Here is a 21,631-nt window from a genome sequence, read left to right as displayed (position 1 = left end):
ATGAAATCATTCATCGGTTGGATCAGCCAAATTGGCATGAGTCTTGAGATCCTTAGGTGCGAGGCGGCTAGAGCTGCCCGACCGGCATTCAAGTCGCGGCAGCCGCGATGAATGGGAACGAAGGAAGGAAAGCTACATGTCAGGTTTGCGTCAGATCGCCTTTTACGGCAAGGGCGGCATCGGCAAGTCCACCACCTCCCAAAATACGCTCGCCGCCCTGGTCGACCTCGGGCAGAGAATCCTCATCGTCGGCTGCGACCCCAAAGCCGACTCCACCCGCCTGATCCTGAACGCGAAGGCGCAGGATACGGTCCTGCATCTTGCGGCAGAGGAAGGTTCGGTGGAAGACCTGGAACTCGCGGACGTGCTCAAGGTCGGGTACAAAGGCATCAAATGCGTGGAGTCCGGCGGCCCTGAGCCGGGTGTCGGCTGCGCCGGCCGCGGAGTGATCACCTCGATCAACTTCCTCGAGGAGAACGGCGCCTACGACGATGTCGACTATGTCTCCTACGACGTGCTCGGGGATGTGGTGTGTGGCGGTTTCGCGATGCCGATCCGCGAGAACAAGGCCCAGGAGATCTATATCGTCATGTCCGGCGAGATGATGGCGCTCTATGCCGCCAACAACATCGCCAAGGGCATCCTGAAATACGCCCATTCGGGCGGCGTGCGGCTCGGTGGCCTGATCTGCAACGAGCGCCAAACCGACCGCGAGCTCGACCTCGCCGAAGCGCTGGCTTCCAGGCTCAATTCCAAGCTTATCCACTTCGTGCCGCGCGACAACATCGTCCAGCACGCCGAGCTCAGGAAGATGTCTGTGATCCAGTATGCGCCGGACTCGAAGCAGGCCGGGGAATACAGGGCGCTGGCCGAGAAGATCCATGGGAATTCGGGCCAGGGCACCATCCCGACCCCGATCACCATGGAGGAGCTCGAGGACATGCTGCTCGACTTCGGCATCATGAAGACGGACGAGCAGATGCTTGCCGAGCTTCAGGTCAAGGAAGCGGCCAAGGCGGCCGCACAGTAGCGACCGCTGCCGACATGAGGCGCCGCCCTGACCTGGTGCGCCTTTCAAAGAACGGCGCCTCGTCGGTGAGGCGTCACCCTGAACCTTGAAAGGGGTCCCATGAGCCTGGAATACGAGAATGACGGTGCCCTCCATGCGAAGCTTATCGAGGAGGTGCTGTCGCAATACCCTGACAAGTCGGCGAAGCGCCGCAAAAAGCACCTCAGCGTCGCAAAGAGCGGCGACGAGGCTGGCGAGGAAAGCGAGGTCCTTTCCGAATGCGATGTCAAATCGAACATCAAGTCCATCCCCGGCGTGATGACGATTCGCGGCTGCGCCTATGCCGGCTCGAAAGGCGTGGTGTGGGGTCCAGTCAAGGATATGGTCCATATCTCGCACGGGCCGGTCGGCTGCGGGCAATATTCCTGGTCTCAACGCCGCAACTACTACGTCGGCACGACCGGCATCGACACGTTCGTCACCATGCAGTTCACCTCCGATTTCCAGGAGAAGGACATTGTTTTCGGCGGCGACAAGAAGCTCGAACGGATCATCGACGAGATCGAGGAACTGTTTCCGCTGAACAAGGGCATGACTGTGCAATCCGAATGCCCGATTGGCCTGATTGGCGACGACACCGAAGCTGTGTCCCGCAACAAGGCTAAGGAGCACGAAACGACAATCGTGCCGGTGCGCTGCGAGGGCTTCCGCGGCGTCTCGCAATCCCTCGGCCACCACATCGCCAACGACGCGATCCGCGACTGGGTGTTCGAGAAGAAGGACCTCGAGTTCGAGGCCGGCCCGTACGATGTCAATGTGGTCGGCGACTACAACATCGGCGGCGACGCCTGGGCTTCGCGCATCCTGCTCGAGGAGATGGGTCTGCGCGTGGTCGGCAACTGGTCGGGCGACGCTACGCTGGCCGAAATAGAGCGAGCGCCAAAGGCGAAGCTAAATCTCATCCATTGCTACAGGTCGATGAACTACATCTGCCGGCACATGGAGGAAAAGTATGGCATCGCCTGGATGGAGTACAATTTCTTCGGCCCCTCCCAGACTGAAGCCTCTCTGCGCAAGATAGCCAAGCACTTCGGGCCGGAAATCGAGGCCAAGGCCGAGGCGGTCATCGCCAAATACCGGCCGTTGGTCGATGCCGTAATCGCCAAGTACCGGCCGCGCCTCGAAGGCAGGACGGTGATGCTCTATGTCGGCGGGCTGCGCCCCCGTCACGTCGTCACGGCATATGAGGACCTGGGCATGGTGATCGTCGGCACTGGCTACGAATTTGGCCATAACGACGACTATCAGCGCACCGGCCATTACGTGAAGAAGGGCACGCTAATCTATGACGACGTGACTGGTTACGAGCTGGAGAAGTTCATCGAGGGGATCCGTCCTGATCTCGTTGGCTCCGGCATCAAAGAAAAGTACCCGGTCCAGAAGATGGGCATACCGTTCCGTCAAATGCATTCCTGGGATTATTCCGGCCCGTATCACGGCTACGACGGCTTCGCGATCTTCGCCCGCGACATGGATCTGGCCATCAACAACCCGGTCTGGAACCTCTACGACGCCCCCTGGAAGAAAAAAGCCGAGCCGTCGGCAGCGATCGCAGCCGAATGAAGCCCTGGCCTCCCGTAAGCCGGGAGGCCGTTAAACGCCTGTGGCCCTTTGTCCGCGGGAGACTTGAAACGTTTCGACGTCCCTGTGCCGCCGTATGGCGGGCCAGATGGAAAGAGGTAACCACCCATGCCGCAGTCGGCTGAAAAAGTTCTCGACCACGCGCCCCTGTTCCGCGAGCCGGAATACAGGCAGATGCTCGCCGAGAAGAGGCTGAATTTCGAATGTCCTCACCCGGACCAGATCGTTGCCGACCAAGGCGAATTCACCAAGACGTGGGAATACCGCGAAAAGAACCTTGCTCGCGAAGCGCTTGTCGTGAACCCCGCCAAGGCCTGCCAGCCGCTCGGCGCGGTGTTCGCGGCCGCAGGCTTCGAGCGAACCATGTCCTTCGTCCACGGCAGCCAGGGCTGCGTGGCCTATTACCGCTCGCACCTGTCGCGCCATTTCAAGGAGCCTGCTTCGGCGGTTTCCTCCTCGATGACCGAGGACGCGGCAGTGTTCGGCGGCCTGAAGAACCTGGTCGACGGGCTCGCCAACACGTACCAACTCTACGACCCGAAGATGATCGCCGTCTCGACCACTTGTATGGCGGAGGTCATTGGCGACGATCTGCACAGCTTCATCGAGAATGCCAAGGACGAAGGCTCGGTCCCGCGCGACTTCGACGTCCCCTTCGCCCATACGCCGGCCTTCGTCGGCAGTCATGTCGATGGCTACGACGTCACGCTCAAGGGGATTTTGGAGCATTTCTGGAAAGGCGAGGAGCGAACGGAAGCCGAGGGGACCATCAACATCATTCCGGGTTTCGACGGGTTCTGTGTCGGCAACAACCGGGAACTAAAGCGCCTGCTCGATCTGCTGGGCGTCTCCTATACCTTCATCCAAGACGCCTCTGACCAGTTCGACACGCCGTCGGACGGCGAATACCGCATGTACGACGGCGGCACGAAGATCGAAGACGTGAAGAAAGCACTCAACGCCGAGGCGACGCTGTCGCTGCAGCATTACAACACCCGAAAAACACTGGAGTATTGCGAGGGGGTAGGGCAGGCGACTGCCTCGTTTCATTACCCGCTCGGCGTCCAGGCGACCGACGACTTCCTGATGGAGGTCTCCGCGATTTCCGGCAAGCCAATCCCCGAGGCAATCCGCCTGGAGCGCGGCCGACTTGTTGACGCCATGGCGGACAGCCAATCCTGGCTGCACGGTAAGAAATACGCCATCTACGGCGATCCGGACTTTGTCTATGCCATGGCCCGCTTCATCATGGAGACGGGGGGCGAGCCGACCCATTGCCTCGCCACCAACGGCACCTCGGCATGGGAAGCGGAGTTGAAGGAACTGCTTGCATCATCGCCCTTCGGCAAGGGTGCTCAAGTCTGGGCGGGCAAGGACCTCTGGGCGATGCGCTCGCTGCTCTTCACCGATCCGGTGGACCTGCTGATTGGCAACTCCTATGGCAAATATCTGGAGCGCGACACCGGCACGCCGCTGATCCGGCTGACGTTTCCGATCTTCGACCGCCACCATCACCATCGGTTTGCGCTCATGGGCTACCAAGGCGGATTGCGCGTCCTGACGACGATCCTCGATAAGATCTTCGACAAGCTCGATCGCGAGACAAACGAGACGGGCGTGACGGACTACTCGTATGACCTCACCCGCTAAGCATGACGGTCGGCTTTGGCCGGTCGTCTTCCCGAGGGACTTTGGAGTCCGACGCAATGTCCTTGCTCAAAGCCAAAATCCAGGATGTCTTCAACGAGCCCGCCTGCGAGCAGAACCGCGGCAAGGATGCCAAGGCGCGCAAGGAGGGCTGTTCGAAGCCACTGACCCCCGGGGCGGCGGCCGGCGGCTGTGCCTTCGATGGCGCCAAGATCGTGCTGCAGCCGATCACCGACGTTGCGCATTTGATCCATGCGCCGCTCGCCTGCGAGGGCAATTCCTGGGACAACCGCGGTGCGGCTTCGTCCGGGCCAACGCTGTGGCGCACAAGCTTCACGACCGACCTCACCGAACTCGATGTTGTGATGGGGCGGGGCGAGCGGAAGCTTTTCAAAGCGATCCGCGAGATCAAGGAAGCGTATGGGCCGCCGGCGATCTTCGTCTATCCGACCTGCGTGACGGCGCTGATCGGCGACGACATCGAGGCCGTGTGCAAGCGCGCTGCGGAAAACTTCGGATTGGCCGTTGTACCGGTCAATGCGCCGGGCTTCGTCGGCTCCAAGAATCTCGGCAACAAGCTTGCCGGCGAGGCGTTGCTCGAGCATGTCATCGGCACGGCCGAGCCCGACGATGCCGGCCCTTACGACATCAACATTCTTGGCGAATTCAACCTCTCGGGCGAATTCTGGCTGGTGAAGCCGCTGCTGGATCGGCTCGGGATCCGGGTGCGCGCCTGCATTCCGGGTGACGCACGTTACGTCGACATTGCCGGCGCGCACCGCGCCCGGGCGGCTATGATGGTGTGCTCGACCGCGCTCATCAATCTGGCACGCAAGATGGAAGAGCGCTGGGACATCCCGTTCTTCGAAGGCTCCTTCTACGGCATCACCGATACCTCGGATGCACTCCGGAACATAGCTGAGCTGCTCGTGAAGCAGGGTGCTGATCCGGAGCTCCTCGGCCGCACCGAGGCGTTGATTGCAGAGGAGGAGGCGATCGCTTGGAAGAAGCTAGCCGCCTACCGGCCGAGGCTCGAAGGCAAGCGCGTGCTGCTCAACACCGGCGGCGTGAAGTCCTGGTCGGTCGTCCATGCGCTGATGGAGATCGGGATCGAGATCGTCGGCACCTCTGTCAAGAAGTCGACCGTCGAAGACAAAGAGCGGGTCAAGCAGATCCTCAAGGACGACAACCATATATTCGAGCAGATGGCAGCGCGCGAGCTTTACGCCATGCTCTCCGAACACAAGGCCGATATCCTGCTATCAGGCGGGCGCACGCAATTCGTCGCTCTGAAGGCCAAGACACCCTGGCTCGATATCAACCAGGAGCGCCAACATCCTTACGCCGGCTATCACGGCATGGTGGAACTCGTACGCCAGATCGACCTCGCTATTCATAACCCGATCTGGCGCCAGGTGCGGGAACCGGCACCATGGGATTGCCCGCCTGCGGTGAGGCAGGAACTGCCGCGCACGAAAAGCGAGACCGCGACCTTGCATGTTGTCCAGGAATTCGCCGGCACGACGGCCGGTGATTTCGGCGAGTGTTGAGGAGAGCCGATGGTCCGCATCCTTCCCCAGACCAAAGCGGCGGCGGTCAATCCGCTGAAGTCATCGCAGCCGCTGGGTGCCGCCTTGGCCTTTCTTGGCGTCGACGGCGCGATGCCGTTGTTCCACGGCAGCCAGGGCTGCACCAGTTTCGCGCTCGTGCTCTTCGTGCGGCATTTCAAGGAAGCCATCCCCTTGCAGACGACGGCGATGGACGAGGTGGCGACGATCCTCGGCGGGGCAGACCATCTGGAAGAGGCGATCCTCAATCTCAAGGCCCGCACAAAGCCAACGCTGATCGGGGTCTGCACCACGGCGCTGGTGGAAACCCGGGGTGAAGACTGCGCAGGCGATATCGCCAATATCAGGCTGAAGCGCAGGGAAGAACTCGCGGGTACGGAGGTGGTGCTAGCCAACACACCGGATTTCGATGGCGCGATCGAAGAGGGCTGGGCCAAGGCTGTCACCGCGATGATCGAAAGGATTACGCGGCCCGGCGAGCAGGCGCGGCAGTCGAAGAAGATCGTGATCCTGCCTGGCTGGAACCTCACTGTGGCTGATATCGAGCATTTGCGTGAGATGGTTGAAAGCTTTGGACTGAAGCCCGTGATTCTGCCGGACATCTCCGGCTCGCTCGACGGTACGGTGCCCGACGGGTGGGTCACGACCACCTATGGCGGCACCAGCGTCGAGGATATCCGCGAGCTTGGCATGGCTGTGCAATGCGTCGCGATCGGGGAGCATATGCGCCGCCCGGCCGAGCTGCTGCAGAGGTTGACCGGCGTGCCTTACGTGCTGTTCCGGTCGCTGACTGGATTGAAGGACGCCGACCGGTTCGTCTCGCTGCTATCCGCAGTTTCGGGCGCGGCAGCGCCGGTTGGGGTGCGCCGTCGCCGGGCGCAGTTGCAGGACGCGTTGCTCGACGGACATTTCCCCTTTGGAGGCAAGAAAATTGCGATCGCTGCTGAACCAGACCAACTCTACCAACTCGCGAGCTTCTTCATCGGAATGGGCTCCGAAATCGCGGCGGCGGTCACAACGGCCGCTATGTCGAAAATTCTGGAGGAAGTACCAGCGCAGTCGGTTCAAATTGGCGATCTCGGCGATTTGGAAGCGCTTGGCGCCGGCGCTGATCTTTTCGTTACTCATTCCCACGGCCGCCAGGCGGCGCAGCGCCTCGGCATTCCGCTCATGCGGGTCGGCTTCCCGATCTTCGACCGGCTCGGGGCCCAGCACAAGCTCACAATCCTCTACCAAGGGACCCGCGACCTGATCTTCGAGATCGCCAACATTTTTGAAGCCAACCGGCACGCGCCAACGCCTGAAGCGCCTGACCCACTGCGTAAGCGAGAAATACCAGATGAGCTCAGTTCGCCGCCTCTCGCTCGTCACTGACGAGGTTCACGCACCGACGCCGGAACGCCAAGCCGGCGCATTGCGCGTGGCAATCGCCACGCAGGACATGAAGAACATCAACGCCCATTTCGGCTCGGCCAGGCGCTTTGCTGTCTACGACGTGATGCGCGAGGAGTGGAAGCTCGTCGAAGCCGTGGCCTTCGATGACGTTTCCGACGAGAGCGGGAAGCACCGAACCGAGGGCGATGACCGCATCACCCCGAAGGTGGAGGCGCTGAAGGGCTGTCATCTCCTGTTTTGTCGGGCGATCGGCGGACCTTCGGCAGCCAAACTTGTTTCGGCAAAAATTCATCCGATCAAAGTGCCGCAGCCCGAGACCATCCAAGAGGTGCTGTTGCGCACGCAGATGATGCTCAGGACCTGTCCTCCCCCTTGGCTGCGCAAGGTGCTGGCGCAGGCAGGTGTCGCTGAACAGAAACCCTCCTTCGAGGACGAGGGCTGAATTGAGGAGTAGCCGAAATGTTTGAAGCCGCTGTTAGCCCTGCCGCCACCGAGGACGAGGCGGCCCTTGCCACCCCGTTCGTCAAATGCCTCGTGCGGTTGATCCGTGCCAATGATTCCCACGGGTCATGGGAAGGCAAATCGGACCCCGAGCTGCTGGGCGACTTCATCATCACCAGGCAACAGCGCCGTGCAATTCCAATCATCGGCGATCCCGATCCGGACGTGCTGTGGAGGCTCGATAAGTTCTACACCGCCGTCGGGCTTGCGATTGAGGAGCGCACGGGCCTGATGGCATCGCCGATGATGGAGATGAGCCATGAGGGCTTCGGGCGCGTGCTCTTCACAGCCGGGCGGTTGGTCGTTCTGTCAAAGACCCTGCGCGACGTCCACCGGTTCGGTTTCGAGACGTTCTGGAAGCTCGCCGCGGCCGGTACCAAACTGGCCGGCGATGCCACCGCAGCCATTGAGGCTCATCCCGAGGTGGCGCGGGCGTGATGCAACCGACTTTCGATCGAGGGGATCATGTCAGGTCTTGAGGACATGCGGTGGCCAGCCCTCTCAATTGAGGCGGCCCAGGCCGATATGGTTCTTGGGATAGCGCTGATGAAGCCAGGGGTACTGATCTGTTCGCAAGATGCGGAGTTGTATCTGTACTACAGCCACATTCTGGGGGTGGATGGCTTCAGGATTGAACTGGCCAGAAGCGTGGAGGAAGCGCTGGCATTAGCCAGTGAACGGGAGCCGCAGGCCGTGGTGCTGGACTGCCAGCCGGCAAGCTCGACAGGGTCTACCATCTGTGCCCAGCTCAAGGCGGAGTTCCGGAACAGAGGCCTGCTGGTTATTGCGCTGATCGCGCCCGGCGCCGAAAACCAGCAGCTCGATCTCTTGAAAGCAGGTATTGACGAGAGCTTTGTGCGGCCCTTCACGCCGGCGATGCTGCTCGACTATGTACGCACGAAGCTGGCGCTACCGAAGCCGGGTTCAAACGGGATCGAAAATGGCAGCTGGCTCTGCTGCGGCAGCCTTGAGATGAAGCTCGACGCCCACCGAGTTCGCGGCAATGGCCACGACATCCACCTCGGACCTCTCGAATTCAACCTGCTGCGGCAATTTCTTGAGGCTCCCGGCAAGGTCTTCAGCCGAGACGAGCTGATCGACGCGGCCTGGCCGGACAATATCCATGTCGGTGAACGCACTGTCGACGTCCATATCAGCCGGATCAGAAAGGCGCTGAAGGCGGCCTCGCCAGGTAGCGTCATTCGTACTGTCAGGTCTGCCGGCTACTCGCTCGAGAAGCTGGACGACTGAATCGCGAACGGATGGTGTGCCACTCTCCGTCTTCGTTGGAAGGCAAGTCTTGCGGTTCGAAACGCGCTACGGGCCCGACATCTCAGGGGGAAGCAGTCAGATGGCCTTCAAGAAAATACTCAGTGTGACGGGATCTGACCATTCCGATCGGGACGTCGCAATAGCTGCTCGCTTGTGCGCCGAGGTCGGCGCGTATCTTTCCGTACTAATTATATCGCCTCCGCCGCTCCTGATGTCGCCTCCGCTTATTGGGTCCCCTCCGCCGTTGGGCGGTGGCATCCCCGAGTGGTCTAGACATCGCACACACCACATTGCCGCACGGGAACAATTTTCACAGGAGATGGCCAACCTGGAAAAGACATGCAGGGAAATTCACAAAGTGCTGAGAGCCACGTGGCGCTGCTATGATGTCGACACCGAACACTGCGACAAGGCTGGCGTCGGTGACGCGGTGCGACAGCGGGCGCTCTGCACCGACCTGACAATCGTCGGCCCCGCACTTCTCAACGAGACTAGTCTCGGACCCCTTGTTATCAACGGCAGCTTGTTCGACACGGGAAAGCCGGTGCTTGTCGTACCGGAGGGCGCTGAGGCGACTCTGTCTCCACGGCGCGTGCTGGTCGGCTGGGATTCGCGAGTCGAGGCGTCCCGTTCGATTCGAGAAGCGCTGCATCTGCTAGCCGGTGCTGAGGAAGTTCGTGTCGCAGTCGTCGATCCGGAGGCGACCTGCACCGGAAACGGCGCAGAGCCGGGAGCCGACATCGCTGCCTATCTCACTCGGCACGGTGCTCGGGTTTGGGTCGACCGGCTGGCGAGCCGCGGCAAACCGGTGGCCAAGGTGCTAGCGCAGCACGCAATCGACATGTCTGCCGACGTGATCGTCATGGGCGCTTATGGCAGCCGCTGGTTGCGCGAGCGGCTCTCCGGTAGCGTGATAAGATGGATAGTTGGCACGCCTTTGCCGCTGTTTTTGGCCCGCTGACGGGTTCTGAAGTAGCACCGATGCTGTTCAAAGCTCTACTCCGCTGGCCACCTACCCTGATACCAAGTCGGAGGAAGGTCGCCGCAAACGAGCAGGTTTCGCGAAGCTCATGAGCAACTTGGAAGCGCCGCCTCGAAGCACATTCCCCGGACGCCTCTAACGCGCTCGGTGTCTGCTCGCCGAGACAACCCGTAACGCGCAGACAAACGGCCGGGCAGAAGCCCAGGCGTCCTCAATGCGCTCAAACACAGATACCCGAGCCGGCGTCAGGTCGAGAAAGAGAGTCGTTTCAGCGCGGCAGGCCGCGTTCGGACCATAGCCTCTTCGTACTAGCGTTATCACGATTTCCCTCACCACTGGCCGGGAACTGAACACGGAAACGACTGTGCAGCGGCCAACGCACCGACCTTCGAGTCCGACGGTCTTGCAGGCCCTCGGCGCGAACGGTGGCATCAATCAGGTAGCATCGCCTGAGATGGTAGCCGTCAGCGGCGAGGGCGGCCTCATCTTCGGCGTTTTCAGTCTGCCTTGGCCCATCGCGTGGCGACCTAGCGGCATTCAGGCCGGCCAATTCCGACAACGCTCACATTCGCACCAGGTGGTCCCTGTAGGGCTTGCGCACAGGGACACAGAACAACAAAAGTAGGATCCGGGAGAGTTCACCGGCCCGGCATATGCCGGCAGATCCAGCTCTCTTCGGGCCGATCACCTCCTCGATCTGGCGTTATTCGCGACACGCAGCCGGACATGACCGGCTTCGTCGTGAAACTCTGGCGTTGCGAGCCAGGAATTCAAGCGCAAAGCGGAAGAGGTAGGGCAGAGGCGATGCTCGGAGGGAGCGGCCCCTGCAATCGCAATGGCGTTCCGCGCTACCACTTGAGCGACCGAAACGACAAGAAGCTCAAGCAAGGCTTGAGGCGGACGATGATGACGAGGCTGGCCGTAGCCAACGCGGTCATGCATCTGTTCGTCCCTATGTGTCGAGACGTCGGTGGCCACGCTTCTGCGCCGACGGGAAGCGGGTGGTGCGTGTCCAAGACCTGACAGTGGCGGAAAATATGTCGCGTCCAATACAAGCGGCGATCTTGGGCGCCAGAAGTTTTTCAAAGCATTATCAAGCGTTTACCGCGCGCTGAGCGCGTGGCACGGCCTTTGCGAATTGAGATTCAGCAACACTGAGTGAAGGCTGACTGCACGCAGATGCGCAAGACGAACAATGCTCTCCCTTCGTTGAACCCTCGTGCCCCGTCTCAAAGGGGAACAAGCTTGCGCATAAGGTCACGCAACCGTTGGCAATGGCTTTGGAGGGCAAGATGATGTTGCGGATGGGGTCACCGGCTCCTTCGATCAAAGTGGAGGACTGGCTGCGTGGCGAGCCCCTTGCGGACTTCCAGCCCGGCAAAGTCTATATCGTCGAATTTTGGGCAACTTGGTGCGATCTATCTGCGGCGGAGATGCTCGAGCTGATGCAGCTACAGGAGAAATACAAGGACAGCGGACTTGAGGTCGTCGGGATCGCGGCTGATGAAGACGCTCCAACGGCCGTCGAGGCCCGGACCAAGTTGGACGCGTGGTTGGCCGAAAAGTGCCCGGATCTGAATCATCGGATTGCGTTCGACTACACAGGCGAAATGAAGAAGCTTTGGAGGGAACCCAGCTTTTGCGTCGGGGTTCCGACCTCGTTCGTAGTCGACCGAGACGGCTGCATTGCCTTTACCGGTCATCCCAGCCAACTCGGTGAGGTTTTGCCGAAAGTGCTCAACGGCAGCTGGCGTACCAGCAACAAAGCGAAAGCTGCCGATCAGGAGCGGATCGCAACAAGCGAACCGCTGGCGCGCGGACAAGCGTTGACGAAGCCGATCGATGACAGGTTCTGGGCGGCGGTGAAGTTGGAAGATTGGAAGACGGCGCTCTGGGCTATCGAAGAGGGCATTGCCTTGATGCCGGACGACCTCAATTTCCGCCTGGCCCATGCACATCTGTTGCTTCACAAAATACAAGACATGTGGACCGGCTTGCCCGTGATGCGCCAGTTGGTTCGCGACGCGATCGACAAAAATTCCGAGGATTGGATGGTTTCGGCGCTAGACCAACTTTTCCATCCGGCCAATGACCATTCGCGCCTTCCCCCTGCTGAGCGCTTCGCGATGGGCAAGGAGCTGTCCGAACACATCCTGGCGCTGAATCCCCCGCAAGGCGACAGTCCCAAGTTCGGATCCTATCCCGCGGTCGCCCGGTACTATCACGAGAACGGCAACAATGATCGCGCGATCGAGTTGGTCGAACTGGCACTGACGTCGCTGGACCGTCCGGAGCCTATCCCGGCCGAATTGAAAGAGCAGCATCTGCCGGATTTGCTGCAGGCCCTCGCCGAGTACAGGGGTGCGAAGGCTTGTTGCGGCGCTCTCTTTGCCGCTGCGCAAAACAGTTTCCCGAAGGTGCCAAAGCGCGGTCGGCCGAGGAAGAATGATAAAAAAGGGTAATTGGTCGAATGGCTTACCTGGCCAATTCGTCCATTCCCCTGGCATGACCGCGGCAAGGAGGGTCCATGCAGCACTTGGCCGATTGTTTGCAGCAGATCGAGGCTCGAATATTCATGCCCTGTGGCCGCATTGCGGCGGAAGTGATGTACGGCGCGAGTTCGCGTCGAAGATCTCGCAGTCGAGGAGGTGTTCAAAGTCGGCCACGAGGACATCAATTGAGTGGAATGGGCCGCCCCGAGCCGCGCGTCGGCTGCGCAAGTGTGCCCGAAGTAGGCGTCCCAGAAAACAGGCAGCGTGCTTCGAGGAAGAGGACTGAAATTGAGGAGAAGGCGAAATGTCTGATACCGCAATCTGCCGAGGACGAGGCGGCCCTTGCCACCCCGTTCGTCAAATGCCTGGTGCGGATGATCCGTGCTCAGGAGTCCTACTGCTCATGGGAAGGCAAATCTGACGCCACGCTGCTGGCTGACTTCATCGTCATCAGAAAAGCGCCAAGCGATCCGTGGCATGGGCTACCCCGATCCGGACGTGCTGTGGAGGCTCGATTTGTTTTACACCGCCGTCGGCTTGCCATTGCGGAGCGTCTCCGCCCGGTGACATCGCCAATCGTGGAGATGAAACCGTAAGGACTTTGGGCCGTGCTTTTCATGGTCGGGCAACTCGTCTTTCTGTCCAGACGTCCATGGGTTCGGCTTCGAGACGTTCAGGAAAATCGCGGAGGCCGGTACGAAACTGGTCGACGATTCGACTTCAGCCATCGAAGCCTAGCCCGACGTGGCACGGGCGTGAAGAAACCGAGTTCGAGGAAGGATTTATGTCAAAGCTGGATGAGATGGGGAAGAAAGTCCCAAGGCTTCAGCTGCGCGCGGCAGTTGCCAAGATGAAATTGCGACCTTGCAGAGGATCTCCCGGGAAATGGACTGAGATAGAGGAAGTTGCTCAGGAAACGTCGGCGGTTTTTGCCGAGTTGGATGGTGCCAAGAGAGCGCTCGCTGCAATGAAGAAGTTACGATGACGAACACATTTATCACCCGCGACGGCTCCGGATGGGTGCCGGAATATCTCACCGCTATAGACGTCACGACCTGCATCGGCTGCGGCCGCTGTTTCAAAGTCTGCTCTCGCGAGGTCATGCATCTTTACGGCGTCGATGACGCGGGTGAAACCCTCGGCGCCTGCGACGACGAGGATGACGATTTCGATGGCGAGCTCAATCGCATGATCATGGTCGTCGATCATGCCGGCCGCTGCATTGGCTGCGGAGCCTGCGCCCGCGTCTGCCCGAAGAACTGCCAGACCCATGTTGCGGCCGACCATGTCGCAGCATGATCTGAGGAGACAAAACCAGGAGAACGGCGTTGCCCTTTAGAATCTTTTGTCGCGTCCTGGGGCTGGTGCTGTGCAGCACCGCACTGACTGTCTACTTCGCTTCTCATTCCCTTGGCACAGTAGTCGTCACGACGCTGACTTGTTCGCTGCTCCTTCAGCTCGCGTATTTCGCAAGCGTGCTCTTTCTGATCTGGCGGTCTGGCTCCGATAGCCGAGCTGGCCAAAGGGCTGAGCATTTCGGCAGTTGCAAGGAAGTCGGATCCGAGCCGCCTGACCTTGATGAGGTGACGAATGAATCCGCAGATTTGCTCCGGCGCGATCAAATGCTGGCCATATCGCTGCTGCTGCCTTGACGCCTCATGACAAGGTCAGTGCTCAAGATAGCGCCACTTTGGACCAACCATCAACATTGAGCAGATATTAGAAGGAATACTGTGCTTGAGAAATCCATGGTGACCGCAATCCGGTCATTCTGGTTAATCCAGGAGAGGCATTCTTGAATACCATACGCATTGGTAGCCTCTCGCAGTATACCGGCGTGCGGTTGCAACTCTCAATGACGAACGAGGCGCTGGAATTAGTAATGGGACTCTTCGGCGTCCGATAACCCAGACGACCTCAAATCAAAGACGCCTCTAGAATGACTCGTGCATGGCTAATTCAGCTCCATCGCGTGTTGCCGGAGAGAAAATGCTGGGAAAGTTCGAACGCTATCCGCTCACCATTGGACCCAGGCCCATCGAGAAGCTCGACCGCCTCTCCAAGCACCTGGGAGACAAGGTGGAAATCTACGCCAAACGCGAAGACTGCAACTCCGGTCTCGCGTTTGGCGGAAACAAGCTCCGGAAGCTCGAATACATCATCCCCGACGCGATCGCGTCAAATGCCGATACGCTTGTCTCCATCGGCGGCGGGCAGTCCAACCACACGCGGATTGGTCGCCGCGGTCGCCGCCAAGATCGGCATGAAATGTCTCCTGGTTCAGGAGAGCTGGGTACCACATGAGGACGCCCGCTACGAGCGGGTCGGGGACGTTCTCTTGAGGCGGATCATGGGAGCAGAAGTGCGCCTTGTCGACAAGGGCTTCGATATCGGCATCCGCCGCAGTTGGGAACAGCCGCTCGATGAAGCCAAGTCAACGGGCGGCAGGCCCTACGCAATACCGGCCGGGCCTCAGTTCACAAATATGGCGGGCTTGGGTACGTCGGGCTCGCGGAGGAGGTGCGCGCCCAGGAGAAACAGCTCCTACATCGTCGTTTGGACGGTCACGGGCTCGACGCACGCCGGCATGATCGTCGGATTCGCCAAGGACGGTCGGCAGCGCAACGCTCGCGATTCAAACTGAACATCCGACGCTCTAAACATTGCCCAACATACAGCGAAGCTCATCGAGCTCGGAACGGAAATCCTCGAGGATGATGTGGTGTTGCTCAAGGAGTACGCCTACCCGCGTTATGTTTTCCGTCCGAGGAAACCAAGGATGCAATCCGTCTGTACGCACGGCTCGAGGGTATAATTGCCGATCCCGTCTATGAGGGCAAATCGATGCAGGGGATGATCGACCTCGTCCAGAAAGGCTTCTTTCCAGAGGGATCGGGGGTCCTCTACGCGCATCTAGGCGGTGCGTCGGCGATCAACGGGCACGGCTACACCTTTCGCAACGGCTGATGCTCGACAGATTGCGATTTCGCCGTCCTTCCATGCCGGCGATTTGGTTCGAGGGCCACCCAGTAAACCGAGGGAGCCGGCGGTTGATTGCCGCCCCTTGCGAAGCTGACTGAGTTCATTTGGAAAATTTTGATCGATGGAATCAGAAAAGTGGAGGCATCCGATGATCTTAGTTACAGGAACTGGGCTCTGCCATCCCGGGCGGCAGGGTTTTGGAAATAACGACTACCGCCGGCTGCATCGTCGGATGTTCTTTTTGTCCGCAGGACAAGTTCGCCCATCGGCAAAGAGCGGTCTCTCATGTGAAGCATCTTCGTCTTGATGATTTCAATCGATATCTGGCGCGCTTTCCAACTTCCGTCGACATTAGTTTCGCCGGGTACTCCGAGCCTTGGCTCAATCCGGTTGCACCGAAATGGTCGAGCACGCTTATGCCAAAGCCATGGCATCCAGACTTTCACGACGCTTATAGAATAGGGGCGGGATCTACAATGGTTGTGAGCGCTGCGCTGGAGGATATTCGTGATCCATGTTTGCGATGATGGGCGCCTATATGAATAGCCGCCGTGTCAAAGACAAGTATCTCGATTTGATTCGTCAACTGGGCGACGCAGACATCTCGTCGATTCGTTTCGTAGTCTTGGGTGAGGCCCATCCCGATATCGTCGACATAAACCCTGCCGAAGCGCTAGTTCGCACGCGGCCGGTGAGTAGCAGGGGTGGAAGCGTCGCCCATAAGAATGTTGAACCACGGCAGCCAGTCGTCGGAGTTCTGACTTGCCTGGACGAACGATAGTATCGGAATGTTCTTCTTCCAAACAGCGACGTCAGGCAAATTGAGGAAGCCGGCTGCGTTGCCTAGGTGATGGCCGAGTTTTCGGAAGGTCTTAACTGGCAGCAAAGCGCGTGGTGCGTTTACAGGAGTAAGTCACCATCACGCTGTTCTCATCGCGACCGCGGCATTCGAAGCGCTCGAAAGCATTTTCATCAGGTCCTCCCGGGTCAACCAAACGAGCCAGTCGTCGTCGTGTATTCCGCGCGCTGGCAATCGCGCGACTGCCCCACGCTCTTTGCGCAGATAGCCGTTACGATCTGCTACACCTTTTTCGATGTTCCAGGCAGCAACGAGGGCGTAAACAAAATCCGGTGACCATTTGGCCCAAGCCAGTCCAAACGCGATCCGACTAAGAAAAGGCAGGAGACCAAGTCCCCGAAAATCCTCCCGAAGCCAGAGGTCACCGCGATACGCTACAAGCCCGGTAATTCTTCTGGCCGACGGTGCGTAGCAGATACAAGAAGAGGCAGGCCCTGCTTTGAGAGCAGGGTCCGCGAAGTAGTCTCCCAGCGTCTCAAGGTGCTCATGAAGACTTTTGGTGGAGAGATCGTAAAGCCGCATTGCTTGGACGTGCGCTACTCTGTCTGCCCGGTCCCTGCCGATAACCCAGAAGGCATTTCCAGGTAAAAGGTCAGAACAATCTGGCCGAAAATGTGGATAGGTCGGGGACTTTCCAGGAAGCCCATCGGTGATCCTGATATACTCTTCAAAATTGTCTCCAATGGTGACGTGGAGACCGGATTTAAGCAACGAGTCGTACGCCCCACAGATGAACTTTGAAACTGTCGTTGTAGTTACATCGTTTCGCATGCGACTCCTCGACCTCAAAGAAGTACGATCCGGCCTGAATTTACTAGAGCAAGGAATAGATACTGCAGAGAGCTAGCGTAACGTCTTCTCATGGTACAGCTTAGGCCTATAGTCTTATCTGTTAGTCTCGTCTTGCGTCCTACCTATACCGCAAGCTCGCGCCGCGAATCGGGGTTCATGACAGTTCCTCCGTTTAGGGGCAGATGGTCATCGGCGACGCGCCGGTCGCTACCTGCTGCCGCCTCGCAAGAAGGGCATCAAAAATCGTGCCAATTGGCCGAACGAGGCGAAGAAAACATTTTGGTGGTTGTTTTCAGCCGTTTGGCCTGATGGCAAACTAAGGAATTGGGCAACAAGCCTGTGTCGCAGACCCAACAAAGCTGAAGGTGGGATGTGGTCATCTGAGACTGTTATTGACGTTGCCGGAGAGCCAAACGGCAGGCGCCCTCCCCACCTACGGCAGGGCTGTCCGGGAAACCTATCTGGCAATCGAAACGCAGCGGGCGCCGCACAACACGACGGCAGCTCTGGCGTTCGAGACTCTTGAAAACCAGCATTGCTCGACCGATGCCTGATGCGACGATCCTGCGATCTTTTGTTCAAGTCTTCGCTGCAGATCGGCTTATGGTCGAACCCGCAGGCAGTTTTCAAAGCTCGTGGCTTCGCGGCAGCAGACCACCTTCGTCGGAACGCTTAAATTCGCCATGGCCGACCGGAGGGCGTCCTCATTGCAATCAGACAAAATCGGGAGGCATATTCTTTCAGTTCTAGTGGAGGAAATCCAACGCTTGGAGCCCGCGCTTGAATACGGCGATGATTTTGTCGGATCAGCTGTCAGGTGAACGGGGGTGGCTGCTGGTTGTGCTCGGCAAGGAAGCGATTGATGGGCTTGGTGGTTGAAGTCGGAGTGGAAGTCGCCGGGCGAGGGGGCGCTTCGACAATTTGGCGACGAACACTTCGAACGCGTCGAGGCAAGAAGCATGAGATCGGGGTGGGGAGGTGAAGCGCTCATGGCGGTCGAGCCGGCGGCGCATCTTGGCTTGTGGCGGGTTTGTTGTCGAGGACTACGGTGCACCGCTGTGGGCGGGACCTCGGCGTTGATAGCAGTCAGGAAGCGGATGGACTCCTGATGGCAATGCAGCTGCATGAACGACGCGGGACGGTCAGATCCCATGGGCGGGTGGATAGCGCTGCTCTTTGACAGAGTGGAGTTGTCCACCAAGCACTCTGGAGACGACCATGCCTATTGTAGCTGACCGACCCGAACGACGCAGTATTATAGCGGGCGGTTCTGCCATTCGGCCACCTCCTCAATCTCCACCGCAGACGCTGTCGGCGTGACCTTGACAAAGCCGAGCCGAGCCGTATCCCGCTGCGGCCTGAGCGCGCATCGCTCGTGATCGCATTGCGCGCCAGCCAAACAGAACCATCAGTTTTGAACACCGACAGGTCAAACTGCGTTCCTGGAAGATTACAGTCCCAACTTATCCAAATTCTCCGTGCCAACAGATTCTTCAAATAACTTTATTAGACTCTTCGCGACCGCAAATCGCTAACAGTGGTACGTTCACCCCCAGGTCTAAGGCCTGCGCGGTGGAAAAAACTGATGCCAAGCTACGCTCAGACCGCCCCACGTTATGCAACGGAGGTCAATCCAAATGGCAAGAAGAGCGCTCGTCCTAATTGAGGGCACAACGAGCAATGGTCCGCTATACGTCCAGGCGGCACAGCGACTTGGTCTTAACCCAATTACCCTCTCGGGCGACCCAGCTCAATACGACTATCTGGCGGCGGAAGGCGATGAGGCAATCCGTGTTGATACAGACAATCTCGATGCACTGATCGGCGAATGTTCCCGCCTTCGTGCGATCGATGACATCGCTGGCATTACGAGCGCCACGGAGTCTTTCTATGCGACAGTTGGAAAGCTCTGCCGGTATTTCAATCTACCGGGACCGAACCCCGCATCGGTTGAACGATGCTGCGATAAATTCCTTCAACGTCAGCTCCTCGCGAAGTCCGGCGTTCCAGTACCTGCTTTTCGCGTGGTTGCGAATGTGACGGACGCAGAAACCTCTGCCGTGGAGATCGGCCTGCCGGTGGTTCTTAAGCCCGCTGTAGGCATCGGGAGCAGCGGTGTCCAATTGTGCCGCAAATTCGACGAGGTGACCGAACATGCGACCTATTTATTCGGCGGAAAGCACAGATGGCTCTCGTCTCAAAAGCAACGCAAATGGGAGTCCTCGCCAAGAATAATGGTCGAAGAATTTGCACAAGGAGCGCATTACTGCGCTAACATAATGGGAAATGATGTCACTGCAATTGCAGCAGTTGAATTTGGCCCCCCACCGCATTTCGTCATTCGTGAATACACGTTTCCGGCACCGCTGACTGATAGCGAGCATAAACGTATCACCGATGTTTCGCTGGACTGTTTGCGAGCTCTCGATCTTGGGTGGGGACCAACGAACATTGAATTCCGGTGGACGAAGCGCGGCCCAGTTGTCATTGAAGTCAATCCGCGTATGGCGGCGGGGGATCCTAAACTGATTCAGTTGGCTTACGGTGTCGATCTCATTGCCGAGCACCTCAAGCTTGTCATCGGCGAGGAATGGGATCTGCGCAAAAGGCATTCGCAGACTGTGGCCTGGCGGTCCCTGCTTCCTGATTGCGATGGTATACTCGATTGGATCGATGGCGGCAGCCGGGCGGCTGCAGTGCCGGGTGTCGCCGAGGTCAAACTAATTGTTCAACCTAAAACGCCGATCGTGAGAAAAGGCGATTGCCGAGACTCTATGGCATGTGTCATCGCCGTTGCACCCAACCTTGCTCAGACTCAAGCGACCCTTCAGCTTGCCTCCGGCTTAATCGATTGGTCGATAACGCCATTTCCAGCCGAAAAGGAACAATCTCGGGCCCAAATCCATTCGGCTCCAGTGCCGGCGGCTCAAGATAAGATGATGGGTATCAAGCCCGCTGGTTAGCAAATAGGCAGCCCCGACGGGGACTTGATACTCGCACCGGACGAGCAAGGTAAAGCACCGAAGGGATTGCACGTCCTGTCGATTGTGATGTGACGACGGCCTTCACCGGTGATTCAACTCCACTTTGATAAGGTTGTCTAATCGCCGTGGGTTGTCTTCGCGGTCAACATCAGTCGCAGCATGATGGAGATTCGCGGGACGAGCCTTCAATGTGGACGACCCACTTTGCTGAGTCACTGCCATCAGCGGAATGGCTCGGCTCACGTCCCGGCAGGGACGCCTCAGGCGTTCAGATTCTGAATGCTATCCGGATTTATGCTGTGGCTCCTGCATTCGCATTAAAGAGCTCGCCGGTTTTAAGCATCGAATGCATAGTCACCGCCAGTTTGCGCCACAGCCACGGCAGCTCGTTTGCCGATCCTCTCCCGGAGTTGGAGACCCATGCCCGCAGGGTGCTCTCGGTTGAGCTACGCGTCAGAACAACTGACCTGCCATGGGTAATTTCCTCCAGTTGGGATTAGAGTCCGGCCTCGTTTTGATCCGATACCATTCTTTGGACCGCGGGAAGTCGTGCTTGGCATCGTAGCGGAAGCGGCGAAGCGGGACCGGGCTACGGATCGGCTCTGCCTTGGCCGGAATCAACGCATCAATGCCGCGACCCTCGAACGCTCCGAACACTTGCGCGTAGGCTTCGCCGGCATCGGCAGTGACGGTGCTAAAATAACCCGGTCGACACCAGGGCGGCTTCGATCCGTTCTACGATCATCTGTCCCTCGTTGATCTCCCCGGTGGTCACGGCAACATGGAGAACTACCCCGCGCAATCGCCATGCTCGCATCCGGATCCGTGATGAAGAATTTTGAACTTTCCTGTCTTGCGGCTTTTTCTGATCGCGCTGCCTTCGCATCTGCATTCGCCGCGCTCACCGCCTCACGGTGGCCCAACGCCAAGCTATCCCAGCTGACGTCGGCGCGGATTGGCGAAGCATCGACATGAATGACTTCGCCCTTGGCGATTTTGGCGTGGATACAGGCTTGTACAGTGCGCTCAAAGATCCGCTGGAACCGTTCTTCACCCCAGCGCTGGCGGATTCTCGTCAACGAAGAATGATCGGGCAATGCCTCATCGAGGCCGTAGCCGACAAACCACCGGATCGCGATGTTGACGTGCGGCTCCCGCATCAGCCGGCGATCATGCGCAATTCCAAGCAGGAAACCCGCGAGCATCAGAGCGCGGTCTAATCGACAGCTAAGTTCCGCACGTAAAGCGGTGTGAAATACACGCAGGGCTGGGGCGCGATCACCGCCGTGGTCGCCTATCATTGCAACCGGGCGAAGCATCGCCGAAGCGAAGGGCGCCTTTGATCAAGGCGCCCGTGATTCCGGTCTAAGCCAATGCAAGTGTTCGGCTACTCGATGCGTTTAGCGTTTATAACTCTCGGGCATATAGCGGTCTGAATTGACGCCGTCCGACATTGTGTCAGATTCGTCGGGTCCTCGACACAGGCTTGTTTAGGCAATCTCTTGTC

The 21,631-nt window shown here is 58.9% G+C and carries 20 protein-coding genes and 2 pseudogenes; 19 read left to right on the top strand and 3 right to left on the bottom strand.

The features are described 5' to 3' along the window. The first annotated feature begins 136 nt into the window (after nucleotides 1-136). The 18 genes from nifH to NKJ89_RS28020 all read left to right on the top strand — a co-directional run bounded on the left by nifH (nucleotide 137) and on the right by NKJ89_RS28020 (nucleotide 16,270). Nucleotides 137-1,030 (top strand): nitrogenase iron protein, encoded by an 894-nt coding sequence (nifH, locus tag NKJ89_RS28105; protein WP_023706403.1) that lies wholly within the window; start codon nucleotides 137-139, stop codon nucleotides 1,028-1,030. 99 nt (nucleotides 1,031-1,129) lie between these two features. Continuing rightward, nucleotides 1,130-2,632: a nitrogenase molybdenum-iron protein alpha chain gene (nifD, locus tag NKJ89_RS28100; protein WP_352607321.1), complete on the top strand. Its 1,503-nt coding sequence runs from the start codon at nucleotides 1,130-1,132 to the stop codon at nucleotides 2,630-2,632. 126 nt (nucleotides 2,633-2,758) lie between these two features. Further along, nucleotides 2,759-4,300 (top strand): nitrogenase molybdenum-iron protein subunit beta, encoded by a 1,542-nt coding sequence (gene nifK / locus NKJ89_RS28095; RefSeq protein ID WP_352607319.1) that lies wholly within the window; start codon nucleotides 2,759-2,761, stop codon nucleotides 4,298-4,300. A 56-nt stretch (nucleotides 4,301-4,356) separates the two neighbouring features. Continuing rightward, on the top strand, nucleotides 4,357-5,847 hold the full coding sequence (gene nifE, locus NKJ89_RS28090; RefSeq protein ID WP_352607317.1) for a nitrogenase iron-molybdenum cofactor biosynthesis protein NifE: 1,491 nt from the start codon (nucleotides 4,357-4,359) through the stop codon (nucleotides 5,845-5,847). Nucleotides 5,848-5,856: 9 nt separating this feature from the next. Next, nucleotides 5,857-7,239, top strand: coding sequence for a nitrogenase iron-molybdenum cofactor biosynthesis protein NifN (nifN, locus tag NKJ89_RS28085; protein ID WP_352607315.1), 1,383 nt, complete (start codon nucleotides 5,857-5,859; stop codon nucleotides 7,237-7,239). Next, entirely contained in the window at nucleotides 7,205-7,702 is a 498-nt protein-coding gene (gene nifX, locus NKJ89_RS28080; protein WP_352607313.1) for a nitrogen fixation protein NifX, read from the top strand. The genes nifN and nifX overlap by 35 nt, the downstream gene beginning before the upstream one ends. 17 nt (nucleotides 7,703-7,719) lie before the next feature. Then, the gene (locus NKJ89_RS28075; protein ID WP_352607311.1) at nucleotides 7,720-8,199 is read left to right on the top strand and encodes a NifX-associated nitrogen fixation protein; all 480 of its coding nucleotides are present in this window, start codon (nucleotides 7,720-7,722) and stop codon (nucleotides 8,197-8,199) included. Nucleotides 8,200-8,226: 27 nt separating this feature from the next. Further along, nucleotides 8,227-9,012, top strand: coding sequence for a response regulator transcription factor (locus NKJ89_RS28070; RefSeq protein ID WP_352607309.1), 786 nt, complete (start codon nucleotides 8,227-8,229; stop codon nucleotides 9,010-9,012). Between the two features lie 379 nt (nucleotides 9,013-9,391). After that, entirely contained in the window at nucleotides 9,392-9,994 is a 603-nt protein-coding gene (locus NKJ89_RS28065) for a universal stress protein (protein WP_352607307.1), read from the top strand. A gap of 1,313 nt (nucleotides 9,995-11,307) precedes the next feature. Beyond that, nucleotides 11,308-12,477: a TlpA disulfide reductase family protein gene (locus NKJ89_RS28060; protein ID WP_352607305.1), complete on the top strand. Its 1,170-nt coding sequence runs from the start codon at nucleotides 11,308-11,310 to the stop codon at nucleotides 12,475-12,477. Between the two features lie 65 nt (nucleotides 12,478-12,542). Then, nucleotides 12,543-13,103 (top strand): hypothetical protein, encoded by a 561-nt coding sequence (locus tag NKJ89_RS28055; RefSeq protein WP_352607303.1) that lies wholly within the window; start codon nucleotides 12,543-12,545, stop codon nucleotides 13,101-13,103. A gap of 188 nt (nucleotides 13,104-13,291) precedes the next feature. Then, complete coding sequence (locus NKJ89_RS28050; RefSeq protein ID WP_352607301.1) at nucleotides 13,292-13,492, top strand: CCE_0567 family metalloprotein; 201 nt, start codon at nucleotides 13,292-13,294, stop codon at nucleotides 13,490-13,492. Continuing rightward, entirely contained in the window at nucleotides 13,489-13,806 is a 318-nt protein-coding gene (gene fdxB, locus NKJ89_RS28045) for a ferredoxin III, nif-specific (RefSeq protein WP_352607299.1), read from the top strand. The genes NKJ89_RS28050 and fdxB overlap by 4 nt, the downstream gene beginning before the upstream one ends. Before the next feature lie 65 nt (nucleotides 13,807-13,871). Further along, entirely contained in the window at nucleotides 13,872-14,159 is a 288-nt protein-coding gene (locus NKJ89_RS28040) for an exopolysaccharide production repressor protein (protein ID WP_352607384.1), read from the top strand. Between the two features lie 337 nt (nucleotides 14,160-14,496). After that, nucleotides 14,497-14,811, top strand: a complete 315-nt coding sequence (locus NKJ89_RS28035; protein ID WP_352607297.1) for a pyridoxal-phosphate dependent enzyme — start codon at nucleotides 14,497-14,499, stop codon at nucleotides 14,809-14,811. Further along, nucleotides 14,771-15,151 carry a PALP domain-containing protein gene (locus NKJ89_RS28030; protein WP_352607296.1) on the top strand — a complete coding sequence of 127 codons (381 nt, stop codon included), beginning with the start codon at nucleotides 14,771-14,773 and terminating at the stop codon, nucleotides 15,149-15,151. Before NKJ89_RS28035 ends, NKJ89_RS28030 begins: the two co-directional genes overlap by 41 nt. Before the next feature lie 200 nt (nucleotides 15,152-15,351). Then, the gene (locus NKJ89_RS28025; protein WP_352607294.1) at nucleotides 15,352-15,474 is read left to right on the top strand and encodes a hypothetical protein; all 123 of its coding nucleotides are present in this window, start codon (nucleotides 15,352-15,354) and stop codon (nucleotides 15,472-15,474) included. A 529-nt stretch (nucleotides 15,475-16,003) separates the two neighbouring features. Beyond that, nucleotides 16,004-16,270, top strand: coding sequence for a hypothetical protein (locus tag NKJ89_RS28020; protein WP_352607292.1), 267 nt, complete (start codon nucleotides 16,004-16,006; stop codon nucleotides 16,268-16,270). A gap of 138 nt (nucleotides 16,271-16,408) precedes the next feature. Here NKJ89_RS28020 and NKJ89_RS28015 read toward each other — a convergent pair whose 3' ends face one another. Beyond that, on the bottom strand, nucleotides 16,409-17,119 hold the full coding sequence (locus NKJ89_RS28015; RefSeq protein ID WP_352607290.1) for a hypothetical protein: 711 nt from the start codon (nucleotides 17,117-17,119) through the stop codon (nucleotides 16,409-16,411). A 1,658-nt stretch (nucleotides 17,120-18,777) separates the two neighbouring features. Here NKJ89_RS28015 and NKJ89_RS28010 point away from each other — a divergent pair. Next, nucleotides 18,778-20,103 (top strand): ATP-grasp domain-containing protein, encoded by a 1,326-nt coding sequence (locus NKJ89_RS28010; protein WP_352607288.1) that lies wholly within the window; start codon nucleotides 18,778-18,780, stop codon nucleotides 20,101-20,103. A 313-nt stretch (nucleotides 20,104-20,416) separates the two neighbouring features. On the opposite strand, the pseudogene NKJ89_RS28005 reads toward NKJ89_RS28010, so the two are convergent. Then, a pseudogene (locus tag NKJ89_RS28005) lies at nucleotides 20,417-20,590 on the bottom strand (IS110 family transposase); the annotation flags it as partial. A gap of 65 nt (nucleotides 20,591-20,655) precedes the next feature. Then, nucleotides 20,656-21,332, bottom strand: a pseudogene (locus NKJ89_RS28000) (transposase); the annotation flags it as partial. Nucleotides 21,333-21,631: the final 299 nt, after the last annotated feature.

The sequence above is a fragment of the Mesorhizobium sp. M0047 genome (assembly GCF_040323315.1).
Taxonomy (GTDB): domain Bacteria; phylum Pseudomonadota; class Alphaproteobacteria; order Rhizobiales; family Rhizobiaceae; genus Mesorhizobium.
This window is presented reverse-complemented; position numbering and strand designations above follow the sequence as displayed.